Source organism: Actinoplanes sp. DH11 (assembly GCF_020873875.1).
In the GTDB taxonomy this organism is placed as follows: domain Bacteria; phylum Actinomycetota; class Actinomycetes; order Mycobacteriales; family Micromonosporaceae; genus Actinoplanes.
Genome location: NZ_JAHWGU010000033.1, coordinates 72,389 through 96,528 on the forward strand (window position 1 = coordinate 72,389; position 24,140 = coordinate 96,528).

Annotated in this window: 17 protein-coding genes; 10 read left to right on the top strand and 7 right to left on the bottom strand. The window is 72.2% G+C overall.

Features of this window, described 5'->3' with window-relative positions; genetic code table 11:
- Nucleotides 1-3 precede the first annotated feature (3 nt).
- The 3 genes from dnaJ to dnaK all read right to left on the bottom strand — a co-directional run bounded on the left by dnaJ (nucleotide 4) and on the right by dnaK (nucleotide 3,768).
- Nucleotides 4-1,212, bottom strand: coding sequence for a molecular chaperone DnaJ (gene dnaJ, locus LPA41_RS34705; protein WP_229075467.1), 1,209 nt, complete (start codon nucleotides 1,210-1,212; stop codon nucleotides 4-6).
- Nucleotides 1,213-1,285: 73 nt separating this feature from the next.
- Nucleotides 1,286-1,903, bottom strand: a complete 618-nt coding sequence (gene grpE, locus LPA41_RS34710; RefSeq protein ID WP_229075469.1) for a nucleotide exchange factor GrpE — start codon at nucleotides 1,901-1,903, stop codon at nucleotides 1,286-1,288.
- Nucleotides 1,900-3,768 (bottom strand): molecular chaperone DnaK, encoded by a 1,869-nt coding sequence (gene dnaK, locus LPA41_RS34715; protein WP_229075471.1) that lies wholly within the window; start codon nucleotides 3,766-3,768, stop codon nucleotides 1,900-1,902. The genes grpE and dnaK overlap by 4 nt, the downstream gene beginning before the upstream one ends.
- 217 nt (nucleotides 3,769-3,985) lie before the next feature.
- Here dnaK and LPA41_RS34720 point away from each other — a divergent pair, with 217 nt between their 5' ends.
- From LPA41_RS34720 to LPA41_RS34730, 3 genes are read left to right on the top strand one after another with little or no spacing between them, the layout of a single operon-like run.
- Nucleotides 3,986-5,857, top strand: a complete 1,872-nt coding sequence (locus tag LPA41_RS34720) for an ABC transporter (RefSeq protein ID WP_374238245.1) — start codon at nucleotides 3,986-3,988, stop codon at nucleotides 5,855-5,857.
- The gene (locus tag LPA41_RS34725; RefSeq protein ID WP_229075473.1) at nucleotides 5,854-7,506 is read left to right on the top strand and encodes a GTPase family protein; all 1,653 of its coding nucleotides are present in this window, start codon (nucleotides 5,854-5,856) and stop codon (nucleotides 7,504-7,506) included. Before LPA41_RS34720 ends, LPA41_RS34725 begins: the two co-directional genes overlap by 4 nt.
- A gap of 32 nt (nucleotides 7,507-7,538) precedes the next feature.
- Entirely contained in the window at nucleotides 7,539-8,738 is a 1,200-nt protein-coding gene (locus LPA41_RS34730) for a hypothetical protein (RefSeq protein WP_229075474.1), read from the top strand.
- A 6-nt stretch (nucleotides 8,739-8,744) separates the two neighbouring features.
- Here LPA41_RS34730 and LPA41_RS34735 read toward each other — a convergent pair whose 3' ends face one another.
- The gene (locus LPA41_RS34735; protein ID WP_229075475.1) at nucleotides 8,745-9,002 is read right to left on the bottom strand and encodes a hypothetical protein; all 258 of its coding nucleotides are present in this window, start codon (nucleotides 9,000-9,002) and stop codon (nucleotides 8,745-8,747) included.
- A gap of 1,816 nt (nucleotides 9,003-10,818) precedes the next feature.
- On the opposite strand from LPA41_RS34735, the gene pdhA reads away from it, so the two are divergent.
- From pdhA to LPA41_RS34765, 6 genes are all read left to right on the top strand, one after another.
- The gene (pdhA, locus tag LPA41_RS34740; RefSeq protein ID WP_229075477.1) at nucleotides 10,819-11,961 is read left to right on the top strand and encodes a pyruvate dehydrogenase (acetyl-transferring) E1 component subunit alpha; all 1,143 of its coding nucleotides are present in this window, start codon (nucleotides 10,819-10,821) and stop codon (nucleotides 11,959-11,961) included.
- Nucleotides 11,961-12,947, top strand: coding sequence for an alpha-ketoacid dehydrogenase subunit beta (locus LPA41_RS34745; protein WP_374238246.1), 987 nt, complete (start codon nucleotides 11,961-11,963; stop codon nucleotides 12,945-12,947). Before pdhA ends, LPA41_RS34745 begins: the two co-directional genes overlap by 1 nt.
- 5 nt (nucleotides 12,948-12,952) lie before the next feature.
- Complete coding sequence (locus LPA41_RS34750) at nucleotides 12,953-14,443, top strand: dihydrolipoamide acetyltransferase family protein (RefSeq protein WP_229075479.1); 1,491 nt, start codon at nucleotides 12,953-12,955, stop codon at nucleotides 14,441-14,443.
- Nucleotides 14,444-14,641: 198 nt separating this feature from the next.
- Nucleotides 14,642-14,779 (top strand): hypothetical protein, encoded by a 138-nt coding sequence (locus tag LPA41_RS34755; protein ID WP_229075480.1) that lies wholly within the window; start codon nucleotides 14,642-14,644, stop codon nucleotides 14,777-14,779.
- Between the two features lie 321 nt (nucleotides 14,780-15,100).
- Nucleotides 15,101-18,925, top strand: a complete 3,825-nt coding sequence (locus LPA41_RS34760; protein ID WP_229075481.1) for a hypothetical protein — start codon at nucleotides 15,101-15,103, stop codon at nucleotides 18,923-18,925.
- Nucleotides 18,926-19,042: 117 nt separating this feature from the next.
- Nucleotides 19,043-20,845 carry an NHL domain-containing thioredoxin family protein gene (locus tag LPA41_RS34765; RefSeq protein ID WP_229075482.1) on the top strand — a complete coding sequence of 601 codons (1,803 nt, stop codon included), beginning with the start codon at nucleotides 19,043-19,045 and terminating at the stop codon, nucleotides 20,843-20,845.
- 186 nt (nucleotides 20,846-21,031) lie between these two features.
- Here LPA41_RS34765 and LPA41_RS34770 read toward each other — a convergent pair whose 3' ends face one another.
- The 3 genes from LPA41_RS34770 to LPA41_RS34780 are packed head-to-tail and all read right to left on the bottom strand — an operon-like array spanning nucleotide 21,032 to nucleotide 23,248.
- Nucleotides 21,032-21,784, bottom strand: coding sequence for a LamB/YcsF family protein (locus LPA41_RS34770; RefSeq protein ID WP_229075495.1), 753 nt, complete (start codon nucleotides 21,782-21,784; stop codon nucleotides 21,032-21,034).
- Nucleotides 21,780-22,646: a biotin-dependent carboxyltransferase family protein gene (locus tag LPA41_RS34775; RefSeq protein ID WP_229075483.1), complete on the bottom strand. Its 867-nt coding sequence runs from the start codon at nucleotides 22,644-22,646 to the stop codon at nucleotides 21,780-21,782. Before LPA41_RS34775 ends, LPA41_RS34770 begins: the two co-directional genes overlap by 5 nt.
- Nucleotides 22,643-23,248, bottom strand: coding sequence for an allophanate hydrolase subunit 1 (locus tag LPA41_RS34780; RefSeq protein WP_229075484.1), 606 nt, complete (start codon nucleotides 23,246-23,248; stop codon nucleotides 22,643-22,645). The genes LPA41_RS34775 and LPA41_RS34780 overlap by 4 nt, the downstream gene beginning before the upstream one ends.
- A gap of 78 nt (nucleotides 23,249-23,326) precedes the next feature.
- Here LPA41_RS34780 and LPA41_RS34785 point away from each other — a divergent pair, with 78 nt between their 5' ends.
- Complete coding sequence (locus LPA41_RS34785; RefSeq protein ID WP_229075485.1) at nucleotides 23,327-24,001, top strand: hemolysin III family protein; 675 nt, start codon at nucleotides 23,327-23,329, stop codon at nucleotides 23,999-24,001.
- Nucleotides 24,002-24,140: the final 139 nt, after the last annotated feature.

Genomic DNA, 24,140 nt, shown 5'->3' on the forward strand with positions numbered 1-24,140 from the left:
GTCCTAACCGGCTCGGCGCATACGGGCGTCGAGCCGCTCCCGCCCCACCGGCGGGGTGAGTTTCGCGAACTTCTCCAGCGCGTCCCGGGCCTCGTCGCTGACGACGGCCGGTATCTGCACGTCGACCGTGACGATCAGGTCACCGGCCTGGCCCTCCTTGCGGACCACACCCTTGCCGCGGGCCCGCAGCTTGCGCCCACTCGGCGTGCCCGGCGGCACCCGCAGGGTGACCGGGCCGTCCAGGGTGGGCACCCGCAGGTCGGTACCGAGCACGGCCTCCGCGACGGTGATCGGCACGGCCAGCGTCAGGTCGTCGCCGCTGCGCCCGAACAGCTCGTCCGGCCGCACCTTGACCTGCACGTACAGATCGCCGGCAGTGCCACCGCGATCGCCCGGCTCGCCCCGGCCGCTGAGCCGGATCCGCTGCCCGTCGGCCACGCCGGCCGGGAAGCGCACGTTTATCGTCCGGGACTTGGTGACGCCGCCGCTGCCCCGGCACTCCGGGCATTTCTCGTCGACGATGCTGCCTGAGCCCTGGCAGTCACGGCACGGCTCGGAGAAGCTGAACGAGCCTTGATTGCTGGAGATCATGCCGCTGCCGTGGCATTTCGGGCAGGAGCGCGGGATGGTCCCCGGCTTGGCGCCCGAACCGTGGCAGGTGTCGCAGGCGCCCGGGGTGCGCAACGTCAGCGGCAGGGTGGTGCCGCGGACGGCCTGGACGAAGTCCAGCGTCACCTCGGTCTCGACGTCCCGCCCGCGCTGCGGGCCCCGGCGGGCGGCACCCGGCCCGGCCGGGCCACCACCGCCGGAGAAGATCGAGCTGAAGATGTCGGAGAAGCCGGTGCCACCGAACCGGCGGTCCGCACCGGCACCGGTCCCGGCCGCCCCGCTGAACCCGCCGAACAGGTCCGACGGGTCGAACTGGGCGCCACCGGCACCGCCGCCGGGACGGGCGCCCCGGCGGAACGCGCCCGAGCCGAACAGGGAGCGCATCTCGTCGTACTCTTTGCGCTTCTTGTCGTCGGCGAGCACGTCGTACGCCTCGGAGGCGGCCTTGAATTTCTCCTCCGCCTCCTTGTTGCCCGGATTGCGGTCCGGGTGCAGGTCGCGGGCGAGTTTCCGGTACGCCTTCTTGATCTCGTCGGTTGAGGCGGACTTGTTCACGCCCAGCACGGCGTAGAAGTCCTTCTCGAGCCAGTCCTTCGAGCTCATTCAGTCCACCTCCTCGACTTCACTGAAGGTCCCGCCCGCCGGCGAACCGGCGGGCGGGAAACGCCTGAAGGTCTCACTCCGGGTCGGCGACCGCGACCATCGCCGGGCGCAGAAGCCGCTCGCCCAGGCTGTAGCCGCGGCGCATCACCTCGACACAGGTCGGCTCGGTGACGTCCGGCGACATCTGGTGCGCGACCGCCTCGTGGCGGTTCGGGTCGAAGGCATCACCCTTCTCCCCGAACGCCACCAGACCGAGCTTGCCGGTCGCCGCGGTGAGCTGCTCCGCCACCGAGGCGAACGGCCCGACCAGGTCACCGTGCTCGCGGGCCCGGTCGATGTCGTCCAGCACCGGGAGCAGTGCGGTGAGCACCGCACCGGTGGTCTGTTCGGCCGCCGCACCCCGGTCGCGGTCCACCCGCTTGCGGTAGTTCGCGTACTCGGCGGTGACCCGCTGCAGATCGTGGGTCCGCTCGTCGAGCTCGTTGCGCAGCGACTCCAGCTCAGCACCGAGGCTGGGCGTCGCGTCCTCGGGCACCGGGATCTCGTCCTCCTCGTCGGGGGCGCGATGTGCGCCGGCCGGTTTGTTCACCGGCTCCTCGGCGGAAGTCTCCTCGGCTGACTCGTCGATCTCGCCCTGGATGACTTCCCGCTCGGTCACCGGACCGTCGTTGTCGTCGTCCTTGGCGGTCACTTCTTGTCGTCCTCCACGATCTCGGCGTCCACCACGTCGTCGCCGCCCGCGGCACCCGCCGGGCCGGCGCCGGTCGCGCCACCCGGAGCACCCGGGCCGGCGTCGGCACCGGGAGCGCCCTGCGGGGCCTCACCCTGCGAGTAGAGCAGCGAGCCGGCCTCCTGGGAGACCTGCGACAGCCGCTCGTGCGCCGTCTTGATCTTCTCGATGTCGGTGCCGCCGAGGGCGCCACGCAGCTCGCCGAGAGCCTCGCTGATCTTGTTCTTGTTGTCCTCGGGGAGCTTGTCGCCGCTCTCCGCCAGGAACTTCTCGGTCTGCCACTGGAGCTGCTCGGCCAGGTTGCGGGTCTCCGCGTCCTCGCGGCGCTTCTTGTCGTCGTCCGCGTGGTCCTGGGCGTCGCGCATCATGCGCTCGATGTCTTCCTTCGGCAGCGCGGACCCGCCGGTGATCGTCATCTTCTGCTCCTTGCCCGTGCCCAGGTCCTTGGCGGACACGTGCACGATGCCGTTCGCGTCGATGTCGAAGGAGACCTCGATCTGCGGCACGCCGCGCGGCGCCGGCGCGATGCCACTGAGCTCGAACGTGCCGAGCTTCTTGTTGTAGGCCGCCATCTCGCGCTCACCCTGGTAGACCTGGATCAGCACGGAGGGCTGGTTGTCGTCGGCCGTGGTGTAGACCTCGGAGCGGTGCGCCGGGATGGTGGTGTTGCGCTCCACCAGCTTGTGCATGATGCCGCCCTTGGTCTCGATGCCCAGCGACAGCGGGGTGACATCGAGCAGCAGGACGTCCTTGACCTCGCCCTTGAGCACACCGGCCTGCAGGGCGGCGCCGACCGCGACGACCTCGTCCGGGTTCACGCCCTTGTTCGGCTCGCGGCCGATCAGGCTCTGCACCAGCTCGGTAACCGCCGGCATCCGGGTGGAGCCGCCGACCAGGATGACGTGGTCGATGTCGGAGAGCTTGACGTCGGCGTCCTTGATCGCGGACTCGAACGGGCCCTTGCAGCGGTCGAGCAGGTCCTGCGTCATGCGCTGGAACTCGGCGCGGCTCAGCGACGTGTCGAGGTGCAGCGGGCCGTTCGCACCGGCCGTGATGTAGGGCAGGTTGATGCTCGTGGTGGTCGCCGCGGAGAGCTCGATCTTCGCCTTCTCGGCGGCCTCACGCAGACGCTGCAGAGCCATCTTGTCCTGGGACAGGTCGATGCCGTGCTCGCCGCGGAAGGTCTTGACCAGGTGGTCGATGATGCGCTGGTCCCAGTCGTCGCCGCCCAGGTGGTTGTCACCGGAGGTCGACTTCACCTCGATGACGCCGTCGCCCAGCTCCAGCAGCGAGACGTCGAAGGTGCCGCCACCGAGGTCGAAGACCAGGACGGTCTGCTCCTTGGAGCCCTTGTCCAGCCCGTAGGCCAGGGCAGCCGCGGTCGGCTCGTTCACGATCCGCAGCACGTTGAGGCCCGCGATCTCGCCGGCCTCCTTGGTGGCCTGACGCTGGGCGTCGTTGAAGTAGGCCGGGACGGTGATCACCGCGTCGGTGATCGTCTCGCCCAGGTACGCCTCGGAGTCGCGCTTGAGCTTCATCAGCACCCGCGCCGAGATCTCCTGCGGGGTGTACTTCTTACCGTCGATGTCGATCGACCAGTTCGTGCCGACCTCACGCTTGACCGAGCGGATGGTCCGGTCAGGGTTCGTCACCGCCTGACGCTTGGCGACCTCACCGACGAGCACCTCGCCGTTGCGGGCGAAGGCGACGATCGACGGAGTCGTCCGAGAGCCCTCCGCGTTGGCGATGACGGTGGGCTCGCCTCCTTCCAGAACGCTGACGCAGGAGTTCGTGGTGCCGAGGTCGATGCCGACCGCACGTGCCATGGTGTTCCTCGCTTCGCTAACCGACTTGGTTCATACCAGGGTTGAGTGGAACCGACTCAATGATGCCACGGTCCCACACAACGTCAAATCGAAGTTGAGCCGGAGCGGCGCAAGTTGGCGCGCGGGACAGATGATTCGGCAATCACCTACATACCTGTCCGGTCACGGCATACCGGGACCCGTTGTCGGGGATGCATAGATCGTGCAGGCTTTACCCGTGACGACGCACGGAGACGCGGTCGGTCCGTCGGCCCTGTCCGCCGTCCCCGCCGCCTCAGATGAGAAGAACCAGGTCAACAGCCCATCAGAGCGTACGGGGACCAACGCGGAGCGTCCGGCGAATCGGGAGAACAGGCCCGAAACGGCCGGAGTGCCACCCGCCCTGAGCCGGCTCGCGACGGGCCTGAGCGGATTACGGGCGGCGCTGGGCGCTGTCTCGTACCCTCTGGCCCTGCCCTCCGCCGAGGAGGCGCGCCGGGTCGGCGCGGCGCTTGTCGCCCAACTCGACGACTATCTGCTGCCGCGGCTGGCCCGCCTCGACGCGCCACTGCTCGTGGTGGTCGGCGGCTCCACCGGCGCGGGCAAGTCGACGCTCGTCAACAGCCTGATCCAGGCGCCGGTCAGCACGGCCGGGGTGCTGCGCCCGACCACCCGCTCGCCGGTGCTGGTGGCCAACCCGGCCGATCTCAACTGGTTCGGCCGGGGCGGGCTGCTGCCCGGCCTGGTCCGCACCGGTGAGCAGAGCACCGACCCGAACACGCTGCAGGTGGTCGCCGCGCCGTCGATCGGCCCCGGCGTGGCGCTGCTCGACGCCCCCGACATCGACTCGGTGGTCGACCGCAACCGCAAACTCGCCGCCCAGCTGCTGGCCGCGGCCGACCTGTGGCTCTTCGTCACCACCGCCGCGCGCTACGCCGACGCGGTCCCGTGGGAGCTGCTGACCACCGCCCGCCTGCGCGGCACCGTGATCGCCCTGGTTCTGGACCGGGTCCCGGCCGACGCCGCCGCCGAGGTCGCCGCGCACCTGGGCGAGATGCTCACCGAGCGCGACCTGGGTTCGGCACCACTGTTCGTGATCCCGGAGACCGGCCTGGACAGCAACGGCATGCTGCCCGACTCGGCGGTCGGCCCGATGCGGCAGTGGTTCGCCCAGCTCTCCTCGGACGCGACGGCCCGGTCCGCGGTGGTCCGGCAGACGCTGGACGGCGCACTCGGCGCACTCGCCCCGGCACTGCACGGCCTGGCCGACGCCGCCGCCGAGCAGGTGTCCACCGCACAGAACCTCGACGAGCGGGTGGAAGCGGCCTACCGCGGCGCCCGCCGCACCACCGAGGAGGGCCTCCAGGACGGCCGGCTGCTCCGCGGCGAGGTGCTGGCCCGCTGGCAGGAGTTCATCGGCACCGGCGAGTTCCTGCGCAGCCTGGAGTCCCGGGTCGGCCACCTGCGGGACCGGCTGTTCGCGGCGGTCAGCGGCCGTCCGGCACCGGGGCGGAACCTTCAGGTCGCGATGGAGTCCCAGCTCGTCACCCTGCTGCGCGGGGTGGCGGCCGACGCGGCCGAGCAGGCGTACGCGGCCTGGCAGGCCCACCCGGCCGGCGCCGCCCTGCTCGAACCCGGCCTGCAACGCGCCTCCGACGACCTGGCGCAACGCGCCGACCGCCTGGTCCGCGACTGGCAGCAGTGGGTGCTCGACCTGGTCCGCCGGGAGGCCGCGGACAAGCGCACGGTGGCCCGCGGCGCGGCGTACGCGGTGAACGGCGCCGGCCTGGCCGTGATGATCGCGGTGTTCACCTCGACCGCGTTCATCCCGACCGGCCTGGAGGTCGCTGCCGGCGCCGGCAGCGCGGTCGCCGCGCAGAAGGTGCTCGAAGCCGTCTTCGGCGACCAGGCCATCCGCACGCTTGCCACCCGCGCCCGCACCGAGCTGCTGTCCCGGGTGGATGATCTGCTTGCCGTCGAGGCCGCCCGGTTCACCGAGCGGACAGCCACGGCGCGTCTCGAGGCCGAACCGGGCACCGCGCTGCGCCGGGTCGGCACCGAGGTCGAGGAAGCCAGGAAGGAACTCGCGTTGACCGGGTCGGGGCAATGAGTCTGGTGGAGCAGAGGGTGAACGCCGAGGATCTCGCCCGGCGGCTGGAGGCGCTGTCCCGGTTCCTCCGGGTGGCCGGCCCGTACCTGCCGGACACCCGGCTGGTCGCGGCGCACACGCTTGTGGAGCGGGCCGGCAACCGGCTCGCCCTCTCGCTGGACCACACCGTGGTGGCGCTGGCCGGCAGCACCGGCAGCGGCAAGTCGAGCTTGTTCAACGCGCTCGCCCGGTTCAAGCTCTCCCAGGTGGGTGTGCGCCGGCCCACCACCGGCACCGCGCACGCCTGCGTCTGGGGCCCGCTGGAACCGGCCAACAAGCTGCTCGACTGGGTGGGCGTGCTGCCGCGGCAGCGGTTCGTCCGGGAGAGCGCGCTGGACGGCGACGACGAGGTGGCCCTGCACGGGCTGGTGCTGCTCGACCTGCCGGACTTCGACTCGGTGGAGCGCACCCACCAGCTCGAGGTGGACCGGCTGCTCGGCCTGGTCGACCAGATCGTCTGGGTCGTCGACCCGCAGAAGTACGGCGACCGGGTGCTGCACCAGGCATATCTCTCGCAGTTCAGCGCGCACGCCGGCGTGACGATCGTGGTGCTCAACCAGGCCGACCGGCTCAGTCCCGGCGACACCGAGGTGGTGCTCGGCGACCTGCGCCGGCTCATCGAGGAGGACGGCCTGGAGGAGACGCCGGTGCTGGCCGCCTCGGCCAAACAACCGGGGATGCTCGGTGAGCTGCGCGCCGCCCTGGAGGAGACGGTGGCCGCGCGACAGGCCGCGCTGCGCCGGCTCGCCGCCGACCTGGACACGGTCGGCGAGGAACTGGCCGCGACGATCGGCCCGCCGGCCGCCGAGGACGAGGTGGACCGCAGCACCGTGCGGCAGCTGTCCGACTCGCTCGCCGCCTCGGCGGGCGTTCCCGCGGTGGCCGACGCGACCGCCGCGGCGTACCGGCAACGCGCCACCGCGGCGACCGGCTGGCCACTCATCCGCGGGCTGAACCGGCTCCGCCCGGACCCGCTGCGCCGGCTGCACCTCGGCGACAAACCGGAGACCGACGCGGTCTCGACGGACATCGTGCCGCGCACCTCGGTGCCGGCACCCGACGCCGCCCAGCGTTCCGCGGTCGGCATCTCGGTCCGGGCGGTCGCCACCCGGGCCGCCGCGCCGCTGCCGGACGTCTGGGCGCCGGCGCTCACCGAAGCGGCCCGCTCCCGGTCCGGTGACCTGCCCGACGCGCTGGACCGGGCGATCGCCACGGCCGACCTCGGCGCCCAGCGCAAACCCCTCTGGTGGCGGGTCGCCGGGGTGCTCCAGTGGGTGCTGCTCGGTGCGGCGGTGGTCGGTCTCGGCTGGCTGATCCTGGGGTACGCGCTAGGCGCCCTGGGCCTGCCCGAGCTGAACAACCCGCAGGTGGGTTCCGTCCCGCTGCCGACGTTGCTGCTGCTCGGCGGCCTGCTGGCCGGGCTGCTCGTCTGGCTGCTGCTGAAGCCGCTGGTGGCGGCGGGCGCCCGGCGCGCACACCGGAAAGCGGAGCAGCGACTGCGGGCGGCGGTGACCGAGGTGGCCCGGGAACACGTGGTCGCGCCGGTCCGTGAGGTGCTGAACGCCTACGCCCAGGCACGAGAAGCGCTCGGCGTGGTCCGCTCGGAGTAGTTCCGGCGGGGGACCCGGCGTAGGCTCGCGACATGCCGGCACCCCAGAGCGCGTACGAGGCTGTTCTGCACGCGGCCCGCGACGTCACGAAGCTGGGCTGCGCCCTCGACGCGGAGATGCTCGGCACGGCGCTGCTCGGCAGCGTCTACTCGGTCGCCACCGAGCACCGTGCCGAAGCGGTCCGCGACTTCGTGGGCCGGTTCCTGAGCGAGACCAGCCGGCGCGGCACCCCGGAGGCAGTGACGATCCGGGAGGTCTTCGCCGCCCTGGTGCCCGATGCCGACGGCGCCGCCCAGGTCGGCCACGACGGGCGGGCGCCGTCCTGGGTGGACCAGCTGGGCCGGGTGCGGCCGACCGGCTTCTACGCGTACGGCGACGTCTACGGCGACCAGACCTCCTACCTGGCGACGTTCGCCTACGACGACGACTCCGCGGGCGGACCGGAGCACGCGGTCGTCGCCGTCGTCGACCACAACATCGGCATCACCAAGGACGTCTTCGTCTCGGCCGCCGCCGACGGACTGCTCACCCAGGTGCGCGAGCTGTGCACGGCCGACGACCTCACCTGGTTCCGCAGCGAGGACCCGGGCCGGCTCCGCGACGAGGTCGGCCGCCACCTGGAGATCACCGACGAGCTGGGCGACCTGCCGTCCGACGGTTCGCTCGCCACCGACCGCGCTCTCGCCGCGGCCCGGCTGGCCCTGCTGCCCGCGGTGACCACGCCGCCGCTGGACGAGCCGTCCGGCCCCACCGGCGCCGACCTGGCCCACGACTTCATGTCCTCACCCGAGGCGGCCCGCGCCGGCCTGCCGGAGCTGTCGTCCGACGCCGACCAGGCCTCGTTCAGCTTCTGCCTCAGCCTGATCCTGGACCACGCCGAGAGCCTGCCCGGCGGCGACCCGCTGCGCTGGAGCCCGACCGTGGCCGGCCTGTTCCTGCTCGACTGGGTGCACCGCCGGGCCGTCCTCGACATGGACGACGCCGCCATGCTGCCCCGGGTGGTGCGAGCCTGGTCGGCCTACACGGCTCACCGGCGCTCCCTGCCCGCCGACGCGGTCGCCGAGACCGAGTCCGCGATGGAGGAGCTGATCCCGGAGTTCGCCCGGCTCTACACGACCGGCGAGCGGCGCAGCCCGGCCACCGCGGCGGTGGCCCAGCTCATCGCCGAGGGCGTCGACCCCAACGACGCGTCCGCGATCGACGCCTGGCTCGAGGCCAACCGCGACGAATGAGCCGGCTCAGCGCCGGTTGACGTGATGGTCGTCGACCGGTTCGGCGTGATGCCGCCCGACCCGGGTGCTGCGCTGCCACGCCGCGTTCAGCTCGTCGGACTGCTGGGTGTGCTCGGCCCGGTGCTGACCCCGGTACGGCCGGTTCATCATCCGGTCCTCGTCGGAACGCGGCTGGGTGAGCAGGCGGTGCACGTTGATCCCGCCGTCCGCGTAACTCTGTTCGAGGATCCGAGCAGGTCGAATGTTGTACGGGCGTTCGGCCACCGCTGACCTCCGGCTGGTCTCGGACCGGTCGGCTCCCGACCGGCGGCTGTGTTCTCGGATGGGCTTGCACGGCTCCGCCGCCGGCACGGCCGGCTCGTCCGCCGGCCGGCCAGGCTCCTCCGCCGGCCGGTTGGGCTTGTCCGTCGGCCAGCCCGGCTTATCCGTCGGCCAGCCGGGAAGCCGGCGGTCCGCCGACCGGCCGGCGCCCCGCGGCCGACCAGATTTGCCGCGCGAGGACCGGCTCTGCGACGAACTGTCGGCCGACGCCCGGCCGCGCGACGAACTGCCAGGCGACGAGCCGGCGTGCGACGCCGTGGCGGGCGACGAGCTGTCGGGTGACGAGCTACCCCGCGACGACCCCCCGTGCGATGAGCCGCCGTAGGACGAACTGCCGCGCGGCGAACTGCCACGCGACGACGACCGGCCATCCGGCGAACTGCCGTCGGGCGAAGTGCCGTGCGACGAACTGCCGTGGGGCGAGCTGCTGCGGGCAGACGACCGGCCATCGGGCGAGCTGGCGGATCTGCCGGCCGGCGACCGGCCGTCAGGTGGCACAGCGGGCAGCCCCGGAGCGGTGGGAAACGCGGCCGGCTCCTCGTGCCACCCCGCATTCCGTTCCTCCGGCACGACCGGCAGACCCGGCACGACCGGAAGCCCCGGAACCCCCGGCCCCCCAGGCCCGTGCGGCGAGCCAGGCCCGTGCGGCAGCCCAGGCCGTTGCGGCGACCCAGGCCCGTGTGGCGATCCGGGCCGGACAGGCGAACCCGGCCCAGCAGGCGAACCCGGCCGCGACGGAAAGCCAGGCGCGGGCCAAGAACCGGGCCAAGAACCGGGCAGAGAGCCGGGCGAAGAACCTGGCCCCCGTGGCGAATCCGGCACACCGGGCGGATCCAGCCGCCGAGAATCCGACCCCTTCGGCAATTCGGACATAACACCGCTACCGGAAGCGCGCGGCGATTCCTTACGAGCCGGGGAATCCCTCGGTTTCGCAGGATCCGAAATCGTCGGCGGAACCGGCGCCCCCGTACCCCGCCCGTTCTTCGAACCCGCCGGACGCTCCCCCGCGTACACCTGATCTTTATCGGTCATATCGGAGGGCTCGCTCGGCGCAGCAGGGCCCGGCGGCAACGCCGTGGCCGATGGCCCGCCCACCGGCCCGGTAGGTGCCGGCGGCAGGAAGGGCACATCCATCGCCCCGGGCCGGTCCTGCCGGGAGATCTCGCTGGAGCCGGTGGTGAGCACCGCCAGCGTCGGCACCGACGCGAGGCCGACCAGCATCGCCACCATGATCACGTAGCGGCGGGTCGGGCCGGAGAAGCCGTGGTCCTCGCTGTACACCCCGTTGAGGCGCTTGCGCAGCACCTTGAATGGCGGCACGGGGCCGTCGTCGTGGGGCAGGTGCGACACGCGTGTTCCTCCAGCGAAGAAAAGATCCAGTTGGATCCGTTCCGGTCAAAGGGCTGAACGACGCATTCCGCATCCGGCAGCGGTGAGAGGCTGCTATTCGTACTGGAGTGAGAGCACAAAAACCACTAAACCGGACAAATATCCTCGGCGATGCGCTGGGAGAAAATCTCTATTCGTGATCCACGCAGTCTGTAACGGCGGTCACTCCCTCTGTCAGGATGGGGGCGACGGCACCGCCGCCGTCGTCCTCCGCCAACCAGCGGGGCTTCGGCGGGTTCGTCCCGGCAGGAGCAGCAGCCGGAACAGGCCGCGCGGCAACCCCACCCGGGTCAGGCGCGGCAGCCCCAGCGGTCAGCCGCGCGGCCGGGAGACACCCGCCGCGGGCGCGAAGAGGAAACAGGAGACACGGATGGCGAAAGGCGAGCGCGACAAAGCCGGCAGCGATGTGCCGGCCGGCGGCTTCGTCCAACTGCTGACCCCCGACGGCGAGCGCTTCGACAGCGCGACCACCGCCGACGGAACCACCTACACCGTCGACTTCACCGACGAGGAGTACCGGGAGCTCTACCGCGACCTGGTCACCGTCCGGCGTCTCGACACCGAGGCCGTCGCGCTCCAGCGACAGGGCGAGCTCGGCATCTGGGCGAGCCTGCTCGGGCAGGAAGCGGCACAGGTCGGCTCCGGCCGGGCGCTGCGGCCGCAGGACATGGCGTTCCCGACCTACCGCGAGCACGGCGTCCTCTACTGCCGTGGCATCGACCCGATCATGCCGTTCGGCCTGTTCCGCGGCGTCGACCAGGGCGGCTGGGACCCCAACGAGTTCCGGTTCAACACGTACACCATCGTGATCGGCTCGCAGACGCTGCACGCCACCGGCTACGCGATGGGCGTCACGATGGACGGCCGGACCGGCAGCGCGGACGGCGAGGCCGTGATCGCGTACTTCGGTGACGGCGCCACCAGCCAGGGCGAGGTCAACGAGTCGTTCGTCTGGTCCGGTGTCTTCAACGCACCGATCGTCTTCTTCTGCCAGAACAACCAGTACGCGATCTCCGAACCGCTCGAGCGGCAGACCCGCGTCCCGCTGCACCAGCGGGCCAACGGCTACGGCTTCCCCGGCATCCGGGTCGACGGCAACGACGTGCTCGCCACCTACGCGGTGACCCGGGCCGCCCTGGACGCCGCCCGCACCGGACAGGGCCCGACCCTGATCGAGGCGTACACCTACCGGATGGGCGCGCACACCAGCTCCGACGACCCGACGCGGTACCGCATCTCCAGCGAGGTCGAGTCCTGGAAGGCGAAGGACCCGATCTCCCGCCTCAAGGCGTTCCTCACCAAGCAGCAGCTGGCCGGGGAGGACTTCTTCGGCGAGGTCGACGAGGGTGCCGGCAAACTCGCCCTGGACCTGCGGGAGCGGGTCCTCGCGATGCCCGACCCGCAACCGGTCGCCATGTTCGACAACGTCTATCCCAACGGTTCGCCCGAGATCGCGGCACAGCGCCGGGCGTTCGAGGACTACCAGGCGTCGTTCGAGGGGAGTGGGCACTGATGGCCGAGACGATCAACCTGGGCAAGGCGCTCAACCACGGCCTGCGCCGCGCGCTGGAGAACGACCCCAAGGTCGTCATCATGGGTGAGGACGTCGGCAAGCTCGGCGGCGTCTTCCGGATCACCGACGGCCTCCAGAAGGACTTCGGTGAGGACCGGGTGATCGACACCCCGCTCGCCGAGGCCGGCATCATCGGCACCGCCGTCGGCCTCGCGATCCGGGGTTACCGGCCGGTCTGCGAGATCCAGTTCGACGGCTTCGTCTTCCCGGCCTACAACCAGATCGTCGCCCAGGTGGCGAAGATGCACTACCGCTCCAAGGGCAACGTACGGCTGCCGATCGTCATCCGGATTCCCTACGGCGGCGGCATCGGCGCGGTGGAGCACCACTCGGAGTCCCCCGAGGCGTACTTCGCGCACACCCCCGGCCTCAAGGTCGTGACCTGCTCCAACCCGGCGGACGCCTACACGATGATCCAGCAGTCCATCGCGTCCGACGACCCGATCATCTTCTTCGAGCCGAAACGGCGTTACTGGGAGAAGGGCGAGGTCGACCTGGCCGGCGAGCTCGACGGCGCGTACCCCTTGCACGCCGCTCGGGTGGCCCGGCCTGGCACCGACGCGACAGTTCTCGCCTACGGCCCGATGGTCCGGGTGGCGCTCGACGCCGCCTCGGCCGCCGCCGAGGACGGCCGCGAACTCGAGGTCATCGACCTGCGCACCCTGTCACCGGTCGACTACCCGGTGATCTTCGAGTCGGTCCGGCGGACCGGCCGCGCGGTCGTCGTCCACGAGGCGCCGGGCAACCTGGGCCTGGGCGCGGAACTTGCCGCCCGGATCACCGAGGAGTGCTTCTACTCCCTGGAGGCACCGGTCCTGCGGGTCACCGGCTACGACATCCCCTACCCGGCGGCACGCGCCGAGGAGGAGTACCTCCCGGATCTCGACCGGGTGCTGGACGCCGTCGACCGTTCGTTCGGCTGGTGACGCCGATGTCCCGGATCAAGGAATTCAACCTGCCCGACCTCGGCGAAGGCCTCACCGAGGGCGAAATCCTGTCCTGGCTGGTCAAGGTCGGCGACACGATCGAGCTGAACCAGCCCATCGTCGAGGTGGAGACCGCCAAGGCGGCCGTCGAGATCCCGGCGAAATGGGGCGGCGTCGTCACCCGGATCTTCCACGAGGCGGGCACGGTGGTCGAGGTCGGCAAGCCGATCATCTCGATCGACACGGACCCCTCCTCCGGTCCGGTCCCCACCGAGCCGGCCCCCACGTCGTTGGAGACGCAGACGACGGCGGCAGCAGCAGCAGCAGCGACCACGGACACGGCGGGCGGCGAGGTCGAAGCCGGCCTGATCGGTGGTCCGGCCCCTGGCGGGCGCACGGCGGTACTTGTCGGTTACGGCCCGCGCACCACGAGCGCGAAACGGCGACCCCGCACCGGTACGGCCACTTCTGCCACACCCGCGGCCACCACCACCCCGCCTGCGGCGGCTACCGCCGGGACTCCGGCCGGCACGCCCCCAACGGCATCGCCCACCCCGGCACCGGCCCCGGTCACCCGCCCCGGCCTGGTGCTGGCGAAGCCGCCGGTCCGCAAGCTGGCCCGTGACCTGGGCGTGGACCTCGCGACGATCGCCGGCACCGGTCCGCTCGGGTCGGTGACGCGCGACGACGTACATCAGGCTGTCGCCCAGGCCCGATCGGCGCCGGACCTGGACGTGGCCGTCGAGGCCGCGCCCGCGGTGACCCTGACCGGCGGCGTCGCCGACGCCGGCACGCGCGAGCAGCGCATCCTGATCAAGGGGGTGCGGAAGCTGACCGCGGCGAACATGGTCGCGTCCGCCTTCACCGCACCGCACGTCACGGAGTTCCTCACCGTCGACGTGACCCGCAGCGTGAAGACCTTGGAGAAGCTGCGGTCCCGGCCGGAGTTCGCCGAGCAGCGGATCTCGCCGTTGCTGCTGGTGGCGAAGGCGGTCCTGCTCGCGATCAAGCGGTACCCGATGGTCAACTCCACCTGGTCCGGCGAGACGAACGAGATCGTCGTCAAGGACTACGTGAACCTGGGGATCGCGGCGGCGACCGAGCGCGGCCTGATCGTGCCGAACGTCAAGGACGCCGGCCGGCTCACCCTGCCGGAGCTCGCGACCGCACTGAACGACCTGGTGCGGACGGCGCGTTCGGGCAAGACGCCACCGGCCGACATGACCGGCGGCACGTTCTCGATCACGAACGTGGGCGTGTACGGGGTCGACACCGGCACCCCGATCCTGCCGCCGGGCGAGGCTGCGATCCTGGCGCTGGGTGCCATCCGCCCGACGCCCTGGGTGCACAACGGCAAGATCAAGATTCGCCAGGTCACGACGCTCGGGCTCTCCTTCGACCATCGGATCATCGATGGCGAGCTGGGCTCGAAGTTCCTCCGGGACGTCGGCGCCTTCCTGGCCGACCCCAAGACGGCGATGCTCACCTGGGGCTGATTCCTTCGGTCATGGCGGGTGCGGACCTTCGATCCTTAGGCAGATGACCCAGCTCACCCTCTAAAAGTTTGGAAAGCTCCTCAGTGGAGGCGCATACTCGAGTCAACACCGAGACGTGCGCCGAGGTGACCGCCACAAGCGGACCGGGACGCTCGTCATGAGCAGTGCCGGCACACCAGCCGGGGAAAGAGCAGCGTCATGAGCATGATCGACCGCATCCGCCAGCGCCGCAGGATCAGCCGCCAGAACCGCGCCATCGACCGCGCCATGCAGACGGCGCCCACGCAGGCGATGCGCGACGAGATCGCCTACTTCGCCCAGCGGCGGCCCTTCTAGGGTCGACATCCCGCGAAACAGCCCGTCCGGATCATCCGGACGGGCTGTTTCGTGTCAAAAACCACTCTTCAAGATCGGACACTCGTCCCTCCGGGGCGTACACCGGGATTCCTCCGGTCGCCGACGCCCGGTACGGTTGGGCACGGTCCCCAAGCCGGCACGGCCGGTCGGCTGACGAGGACCGGGGCCACCGGAGGCCACGGACCCCGGCCCCCAGCACGGCCCTGGCCGACAGAGCCGGCAAGGCCCTTGCCACGGAAGGACACCGGCAGGGTCGCGTCCGTGCAAAGCTGGCACGGCCGCAGAAACGAGGAGGCGCGTATGACGTCCGAGGGGCACCACGCCGGTCAGCCGGCCGAAGCCACGTCGGGCGGACCCGGTTCGGACGGTTACCCGTCCGACGCTGAGGGTCAGCGAGTGGCCGGCCGGGCATCCGCCCCGGCACCGGCCGAGGTCCCGACTTCGTACGGGCCGCCTCCCCAAGCCACCCCGAACGGCGGCTCGCCGTTCGTCGTTCCGCAGGTCGCCGCGTTCGGAGCGGGCCCCAAGCCCGCCGGGACGCCCTACGGTTCGGCACGCCCGCCACAGCCCGGCGAAGCCGAGCCGTTGCCCCGGCGCGAGCCAGCCTCGCCGTACGGTTCGGTCACACCCGGCGTCCCCGGAACCCCCGCGCCCTACGGTGGAGCGGTCCCCTACGGGCAGTCACCTTCTTACGGTCAGCCCGCTCCTTACGGCCAGCCCGCACCCGCCGGTCAGCCCGCACCCGCCGGTCAGCCCGCTCCTTACGGCCAGCCCGCACCCGCCGGTCAGCCCGCACCGGGCGGTGAGCAGCAGGGCGTTCCCGGTCTCAACGGCAGCGCGCCGGCCGGCGGTCCCGCCGGGTCGAACGCCGCGAGCGGCCCCGGCAGCTCCAGCGGCCCCGGCCTCGGTTCCGGCGGCTCCGGTGCCAGCGGCCTCGGTTCCGGTGGCCTTGGTGGTTCCGGTGGCCTTGGTGGTTCCGGTGGACCCGGTGGCTTGCCGACCCGTACCCCTGGCGCCTCGGTGCCCTCCGCCGACGACTCCGGCGGCACCAGTTTCTCCGCTTTCGGTGACCAGCCGGTGCGTGTGCCCGGCGCCAGCCTCACCGACCTCCCCGATGTCCCCGCGCCCGGTGGTTTCACTGCCGGCCCGGCACAGAACAGCTGGATGCAGAACAACGCCCGCAACCCCGAGCCCGCCGACCCGACCCGGCCGGCCGCCGACACCTTCCCCGCCCGCCGGGGTGACGGCGGCGGCTTCCCGCTGCGCGCACCCGCCGGCCCGGCCACCGCGGAGGCTGACGGCTCACCCGGCCTCGACCTGCCGGTCCGCAATGCCGGCCAGTCCTACGCGGGCGGTCAGCAGCCCGGCGCCCAGCCCTTCGGCGCCGCCGCATCGGAGTCCCCGCAGCCCTTCGGCTCCCCGGCACCCGCTTCCGGCGCACCGCAGCCGTTCGGTTCGAGTCAGCCCACCTCGGGCACATCGCAGCCGTTCGGATCCGCCCAGCCCGAGAACGATGCGCCGGCGTTCGGCTCGGCCTCCTCGAACGACTCGGCGTCGTCCAACGACTCGTTCGGCTCGGCGTCGTCCAACGGCTCCTTCGGCCCGGCGTCTTCCAACGACTCCTTCGGCTCGGCCTCGTCCGGTGGCTCCTTCGGCCCGGCGTCTTCCGGCGGGTCCTTCGGGTCCGTCCAGTCTGACGGCGGCGATCGGCAGCCGGGTGGTGCTGAGGGTCGCTTCGGTCCTGGTTCGCAGCCTTTCGGCGGCACGTCCGATGCCGGCGTCGGCGCCCAGCCGTTCGGTGCCGCACAGGCCGATGGCGCACGGTCCGACAACGGGCAGTCCGGCGGTGCGCACTCCGGCGGCTTCGGGGCGTACCCGGCGAGTGGTCAGCCCGCCGACGCCCCCGCCGACCGGGATGCCCAGCCCGCCGGGAGTTCCGGTTTCCCGCAGCGCGTGCCCGGCGCCTCGCTCTCCAGTGGCGGCGCACCGATGCCGGCACCCACGTCCGGCAGTGCCGTGCCGCAGCCACGTGACCCGGGTGAACTCGCCGAGCGTCCCGGACCGGCAGCCGGTCCGGTCGTCGGATCGGCCCGCCCGGTGACGGCCAGCGCCTCGGTTCCCGGTTCACGGGTCGACGCCTCCGAGTTGCCACCGCCCGCGCCCGCGCCGCAGGCCCGCGTCTACGGCCGCCCGGCCGCGACGCCCCCGGCCGAGCCGGAGACCGGCGCCGACGACCGGGTCGACGAGGAGCCGTCGAGCGGCTTCCCCGCCGCGCCGTACTCCACTCCGCTGCCGCAACGCGGCGAGCCCGGCGCCCAGCGCGGCGACTCGGCCTCCTACGCACCCCCGCTCCCGCAGCGGGGCGAGCCCGGCGCCGAGCCGTTCGGGGCCCCGCTCCCGCAGCGCGGTGACTCGGGGACGGATCGCGCCGAATCGGCACCGTACGGCACCTCGGTCCCGCAGCACGGCGAGCCGGGTGCGGACTGGGCGGAACCGTTCGCCGCTCCACTCCCGCAACGTGGCGAGCCGGGCGCGAACCGGGCCGGGCTCTCACAGCGCGGCGAGCCGGGCGCGGACCGGGCCGAGCCGTTCGCGGCGCAGCAGGGCGGGCAGTACCCCGGCAACGACGAGCCGTCCGGCGCTTTCTCCCGTGCCGACGACCGCTTCGCCCCGCCCGCCGGGTTCCCGCCCGCGCCGCAGCAGGGCAACGGCCCGGGCTTCTCCGGTGTTCCGCAGCACGGTGGCGCCGGCTTCCCGGCCCAGCCCGACGGCGAGCCGAGTGGTGGCTTCCTGGCCGCGCCGCTGCCGCAGCGCGGCGGCGGCTTCGGCGAGGCGGGCGGCGGCGGCTTCGGCGAGAGCGCGCCGGCGGCGCAGAACAACCCGTTCGGCCAGCGGCCTGGCGACAGCGGCGAGTACGGCCGGCCCGTCGAGCACGCAGGCGAGTACGGCCGGCCTGCGGAGAACGGCGGCCCCGGCGAGTACGGCCGACCTGCGGAGAACGGCGGCCCCGGCGAATACGGCCGACCCGCGGAAAGCGGGGGTCCCGGCGAATACGGCCGGCCCGCGGAGAACGGCGGCCTCGGCGAATACGGTCAGCCGATCGAAAACGGTCACCAGGGCGATTACGGCCGACCGGCTGAGAACGGGCGTCCCGGCGACAGCAACCCCTTCGGCGCACGTCCGGCCGAGAGCGGCACCTACGGCCGGCGGGCCGGCGAGTCGTCCGACGGCGAGCCGTCCGGCGGGTTCGCCAGCATGCCGTTCCCGCGTGACGGCGCGCCGGGCTTCGGCACCGACGCGCCTGGCGTGGCGCCGCAGTCCCCGGCCCGGGCCTCGGCCCGCGCGTCGGCGAGTGCCCGGGTCGCGCCACCGGAGGCACCGGGCAGCGGCTCGCCCTACCCGGGTTCCGGCACCGCGCCGTTCCCGATGCCGGGTTCGCCGCAGTTCCCGGGTGAGCCGTCCCCGGGCGGTCCCGGGTTCGGTGCGCCGGGCGCCGGCGGCCCGCCCTACAGCGACTTCACCACCGACTTCGGCCGGAGCAACGCCCCGACCAGCCCCGGTGGCGCCCGGCCGGACCAGTTCAACGAGAACACCACGGACGTCTCGGGCCGGGGTGACTCGCCGTACGTACCGGCGCCCGCCCTGCCGCCGATGCCCGAGTCCGGTCCCGGCAGCGTCTACCCGAACAGCCCGGCGGCCCGGGCCACGGTGACACCGCCCGGCCCGGAGGACACCACCAGCTGGCCCGGCCCGGCCGAGGAGCAGAACCGGTTCGACCAGTTCAAGTCGGAGGAGCCGGCGGCACCTCCGGCACCGGTGAAGGTGAACGTGCGTACCGTGCCGGTCACCTTGGCCGTGGTGCTCGGCGCCGCGCTGCTGCTCGGTGTGGTGTTCGGCCTGGTCTACCTGATCTCCGGTGACGACGAGTTCAGCGTGGCTCAGGGCGAGTGCGTGACCCGGACCGGCAGCAACACGCCGGTGAAGGCCGACTGCTCGACGAAGGGCGCGTTCGAGGTGGTCTCGATCGCGGCCACCAAGGACCAGTGCGCGGACACCTCCCAGCCGTACATCGTGATCCCGAAGGACGGCGCCAACCAGGTGCTCTGCCTCAAGCCGCGCGGCTGACCGAGGCCCGCCCGCAGGGCTGACCGAGAGGCGCCGCAGGGCGCAGGTAAAGCCTGATCACAGCCGTGGGCCGACCGCCAGTGGGCGGTCCACGGCTCGTCAGGCACGATGGGCACCATGAACTCTCGCGTGCGTGCGCCCGAACTCTCCGGCCGCGGCTGGCTCAACACCGGCGGCCGGGATCTCACCCTGGCCGACCTCCGGGGCAAGATCCTGATCCTGGATTTCTGGACGTTCTGCTGCATCAACTGCCTGCACGTCCTGGACGAGCTGCGCCCGCTCGAGGAGAAGTACGGCGACGCGATCGTGGTGATCGGGGTGCACTCGCCGAAGTTCGAGCACGAGCGTGACCCGGTGGCGCTGGCGGCCGCCGTCGAGCGGTACGGGGTGCACCATCCGGTCGTCGACGACGGTGACATGCACCTCTGGCAGCAGTACGCGGCGAAGGCCTGGCCCACCCTGGCAGTGGTCGACCCGACCGGCTACCTGGTCGCCTCGATGGCCGGTGAGGGGCACGCCGAGGGCCTGTCCCGCCTGATCGACGAACTGATCGCCAAGCACGAGGCGGACGGCACGCTGCACCGCGGCGACGGCCCGTTCGTTCCGCCGCCCGCGCCGGACGGCCTGCTCCGGTTCCCCGGCAAGGCGATCGAGCTGCCCGGCGGCAACCTGCTGGTCTCCGACTCGGCGCGGCACTCGGTGGTCGAGCTGGCCGCGGACGGCGAGACTCTGGTACGCCGGTTCGGCGGCGAGCAGCGCAACGAGCCGTTCAGCGAGCCGCAGGGCCTGGTTCTGCTGCCGCCGCCGGTGGCCGAGATCGCCGGTTACGACGTGGTCGTCGCCGACACCGTGAACCACCAGCTCCGGGCGATCAACACCGCGACCGGCGAGATCACCCTGGTCGCCGGTTCGGGCCGGCCGTGGCGTTCCACGGTGGACGAGCACCCGCACGACGCGCTCGCCGCCGACCTGTCCTCGCCGTGGGATCTGGCCTGGTTCGACGACAAGGTCATCATCGCGATGGCCGGTATCCACCAGCTCTGGTGGTTCGATCCGATCAAGCGGACCGTCGGCGTCTACGCCGGCACGACTGTCGAGGCGCTGCGGGACGGGCCGCTGCCGGACGTCTGGATGGCCCAGCCGTCCGGTCTGTCGGTGAGCGCCGACGGCGAGCGGCTCTGGATCGCGGACAGCGAGACGTCGGCCCTGCGGTATGTGGAGGCCGGCGTGCTGCACACCGCGGTCGGTCAGGGTCTGTTCGATTTCGGTCACGTCGACGGTCCGGCTGCTGAGGCGTTGTTCCAGCATCCGCTCGGGGTGGCGGCGCTGCCGGACGGTTCGGTGCTGGTCGCGGACACCTACAACGGCGCGGTCCGCCGCTTCGACCCGGTGGCGAACGCCGTCTCCACGGTGGACTCGGGTCTCGCCGAGCCGAGCGACATCCTGGTGACCGCCGCGAACGAGGTCCTCGTCGTCGAGTCGGCCGCGCACCGGCTGACCCGGCTGGCTCCGGGTGTGGTGAAGACGGTCAGCGGCGAACGGCACCGGACCGAGCGCCCGCCGTCGCACCTGGCCCCCGGCGAGGTGACCCTCGACGTGATCTTCACGCCGGCGCCGGGCCAGAAGCTGGACAGCCAGTTCGGCTCGCCGCTGCGCCTGACCGTGTCGGCCTCCCCGGCCGAGTTGCTGCTGTCCGGCGACGGCGTCACCACCGACCTGTCCCGCCGGCTGGTGCTCAACCCGGACGTTCCGAAGGGCGTGCTCCAGGTGGTCGCGCAGGCCGCGACGTGCGATGTGGACGCCGAGTTCGGCGCCTGCCACCTGACCCGGCAGGACTGGGGCGTTCCCATCGTGATCGACCCGACCGGCCCGGACCGCCTGCCCCTGGTCCTGCGCGGTCTCGACGAGCCGGCCGCCTGATCCGGATCGGCCATCACCGCCCCGGGCACACGGCGAGCGTCAGCCCGGGCCAAGACGCCCGGCGGGCCCGGGGCCGGTGGGGGCGAACGGTGGACGGGCGGGGCACCGACGCCGGCGCCCTCAGGTCAGCGGTTGACCGGAGGGCGCCGAAGCCGGCCGGAGGGGGCCCGGAGTCGGCGCCCCGGCTCAGCGGTTGACCGGCCGCACGACCGTCAGAGCGAACTCGAGCGCCTCCCGAACCTTCCGGACCAGCTCGACCGCCCCGGGCGTGTCACCGTGCACACAGATCGACTGGACCGGCATTTCGAGCACGGAACCGTCGGTGGCGACCACCTCGCCGGCCGCCGCCATCCGTACCACCCGGTCCACCACCTCGACCGGGTCGTGCACGAGCGCACCGGACGCCGATCGGGGCACCAGCCGCCCGTCGGGCAGGTAGGCGCGGTCGGCGAACCCCTCCGCGATCACGGTCAGCCCGGCCTCCCGGGCCTTGTCGGCGAGGACCGAACCGGGCTGGCAGACGATCGGCAGCCAGGCGTCGTAGGCGAGGACCGCCGCCACCACGGCGGACGCCTGCACCCCGTCGACGGCCGCGGTGTTGTAGAGCGCGCCGTGCGGCTTCACGTACTTGACCTTGGTCCCGCTGGCCCGGCAGAACGCCTCCAGCGCGCCGATCTGGTACAGGATGTCGTCGCGCAGGTCCCGCGGGTCGTAGTCGATGCGCCGCCGGCCGAACCCGGCCAGGTCCCGGTACCCGACCTGGGCTCCGACCGCCACGCCCTTCTCGGCCGCGGTGCGGCACACCCGGTACATCGTGGACGGGTCGCCGGCGTGGAAGCCGCACGCCACGTTGGCCGAGGTGACGACGTCGAGCAGCGCGTCGTCGTCGCCGAGCCGCCAGGCTCCGAAGCCTTCGCCGAGGTCGGCGTTGAGGTCAATCGAGTTCACGGAAACGTACCGTAGTACCTGGCCGCGCCTGAGCGAGCGGGGTCACGTCCCCGACCACTCCGATCACCGGATATCCGCCGGTCGTGGGGTGGTCGGCGAGGAAGACGATCGGCTGCCCGTCCGCCGGCACCTGCACGGCGCCGAGCACCACGCCTTCGGAGGGCAGTTCGCCGGCCCGGGTGCGGGTCAGGGCGGTGCCGGCCAGCCGGCATCCGACGCGGTTGCTCATCGGGCTCACCGTGTACGGGTGACCGAACAGTCCCGCGACCTCGAACCAGTCGTCGCGCGGCCCCAGCCGGACCCCCAGCACGACGCTGTCCGCCGGCTCCGGCGCACCGAGCAGGCCGCCCGGAGCCCCGGACGCGACCGGCAGGCCGCCCGGAGCCGCGGACGAGCCCCCGGCACCCCCGATCGGCAGTGTCATCCCGTCGGCCAGCCGCTCCGGGCCCAGCCCGGCCAGCGTGTCCGTGGACCGGCTGCCCAGCACCGGTTCGACAGCGATCCCGCCGGCCACCGCGACGTAGGAGCGCACCCCACGCACCGCCCGCCCGATCTCCAGCACCCCGCCCGCCGGCACCTCGATCACCGGACCGCCGACGGGCACCTTGTCGAGTTTCACGGCGGCCACCGCGCCGGTCACCGCCACGATGGCCGGCGTCTCGAACCGCAGCCGGCAGCCCAGCAGGGTGGTTTCCAGCCCGGCCGCGTGGTCCGGGTTGCCGACGAGCCGGTTGGCGCGTCCCAGGGCCGGTGCGTCGAGCGCGCCGGAGCGGGGCACGCCGAGGTGCGCGTACCCGGGGCGGCCCTGGTCCTGCACGGTGGTGAGCGGGCCCGCCCGCAGCACGGTGATCATTGCTGGACCAGTTGGACGCGGGTGCCCGGGGAGAGCAGGGCGGGCTGCTCCGCCCGTACGGTGAAAAGCTCCAAGCCGGTGTGGCCGACCAGCCGCCACCCGCCCGGTGAGGCCGTGGGGTAGATCCCGGCGTAACCACCGGCGAGCGCGACGGAACCGGCCGGCACGCGAGGCCGCGGAGCGGCGAGCCGGGGCACCGCCCACGCCTCCGGCAGACCACGGAGATAGGCGAAACCGGGCGCGAATCCGCAGAACGCCACCGTCAGCGGCGTCTCGACCAGGCGTTTCACCGCGTCCTCGACGGTGACCTGCCAGATCTCGGCTACGTCGGCCAGGTCGTCGCCGTCGAAGGTGGTCGGCACCTCGACGAGCGGACCGGCGGCGGGTGTGGCGTCCGGTGCCGGTTCCCAGGCGGCGAGGCGCTCCTCGGTGCCGGGCGGTACGCCGTCGAGCAGGACGGTCCGTGCCCCGGGAACGATCTCCACAGCGTCCAGGTCGCCGATCTCGCGGCGGCGCCAGAGCTCGGCGCGCCAGCCTTCCACGGCGGCCGGGCCGGTGCATTCGATCAGCAGCGCCGAGGCGCCCACGCGTCGTACTTTCATGGGGAAATCATCGGTGATGGTCTGGCGTATGCGGCGTCACTACCCGCTAGTAACCTACGGTGCCGTAACCTGGAACACGTGACGCCCTCAACCCCGTTCCGGATGAAGCCGGCCGATCTCGGTAAGCCGCGTCTGCGCGGCCGGTTGCATCAGTACGCGTTCTTCGTCGCAGTCGTCTGCGGCATCGTCCTCTGCTCGATCGCCCTCACCCGCCCGGGCATGGCGCCGTTCTTCAGCTGCCTGATCTACAGCATCACGGTCTGCGGCCTGTTCGGCGTGAGTGCGCTCTACCATCGCCGGGTCTGGAGTGAACGCGGCTACCAGATCATGCGGCGGATGGATCACTCGATGATCTTCATCTTCATCGCCGGCACCTACACGCCGTTCTGCGTGCTGCTGCTCGACAAGGGCATGGCCACGCTGATGCTGAGCCTGGTCTGGTTCGGCGCCCTCGGCGGTGTCGCCCTCAAACTGATCTGGCCGCACCTGCCCCGGTGGGTCGGCGCGCCGCTCTACGTGGCACTGGGCTGGGTCGCCGTGGCAATCATCCCGGACGTGCTGCACGTCAGCGTGACGTGCTTGGTCCTGATGATCGTCGGCGGTCTGATCTACACCGTCGGCGCGGTCTTCTACGCCCTGCGGCGGCCGAACCCGTGGCCGACCGTCTTCGGCCACCACGAGTTCTTCCACGCGTGCACGCTGGTGGCGGCGATAAGCCACCACATCGCGATCTACTTTGCCCTCTACGCCTGAGAAGGCCCGGGTCCTTGGGTTCTAGGAGTCGTCGCAACACCCCAGTTCAGGGGATGCGATGGACTTCGAGGTCCGGGACCGGTCGGTCAATCAGGGCCGTCGACGTCTGACCCGCGAGCGTGAGGCATATCTTGCGCTC

Bases quoted from the DNA above. Each gene is read 5' to 3' on its own strand.
- dnaJ (WP_229075467.1), bottom strand. From the start codon at position 1,212: ATGAGCTCGAAGGACTGGCTCGAGAAGGACTTCTACGCCGTGCTGGGC.
- dnaK (WP_229075471.1), bottom strand. From the start codon at position 3,768: ATGGCACGTGCGGTCGGCATCGACCTCGGCACCACGAACTCCTGCGTC.
- LPA41_RS34725 (WP_229075473.1), top strand. From the start codon at position 5,854: ATGAGTCTGGTGGAGCAGAGGGTGAACGCCGAGGATCTCGCCCGGCGG.
- LPA41_RS34730 (WP_229075474.1), top strand. From the start codon at position 7,539: ATGCCGGCACCCCAGAGCGCGTACGAGGCTGTTCTGCACGCGGCCCGC.
- pdhA (WP_229075477.1), top strand. From the start codon at position 10,819: ATGGCGAAAGGCGAGCGCGACAAAGCCGGCAGCGATGTGCCGGCCGGC.
- LPA41_RS34745 (WP_374238246.1), top strand. From the start codon at position 11,961: ATGGCCGAGACGATCAACCTGGGCAAGGCGCTCAACCACGGCCTGCGC.
- LPA41_RS34750 (WP_229075479.1), top strand. From the start codon at position 12,953: ATGTCCCGGATCAAGGAATTCAACCTGCCCGACCTCGGCGAAGGCCTC.
- LPA41_RS34755 (WP_229075480.1), top strand. From the start codon at position 14,642: ATGAGCATGATCGACCGCATCCGCCAGCGCCGCAGGATCAGCCGCCAG.
- LPA41_RS34760 (WP_229075481.1), top strand. From the start codon at position 15,101: ATGACGTCCGAGGGGCACCACGCCGGTCAGCCGGCCGAAGCCACGTCG.
- LPA41_RS34765 (WP_229075482.1), top strand. From the start codon at position 19,043: ATGAACTCTCGCGTGCGTGCGCCCGAACTCTCCGGCCGCGGCTGGCTC.
- LPA41_RS34775 (WP_229075483.1), bottom strand. From the start codon at position 22,646: ATGATCACCGTGCTGCGGGCGGGCCCGCTCACCACCGTGCAGGACCAG.
- LPA41_RS34780 (WP_229075484.1), bottom strand. From the start codon at position 23,248: ATGAAAGTACGACGCGTGGGCGCCTCGGCGCTGCTGATCGAATGCACC.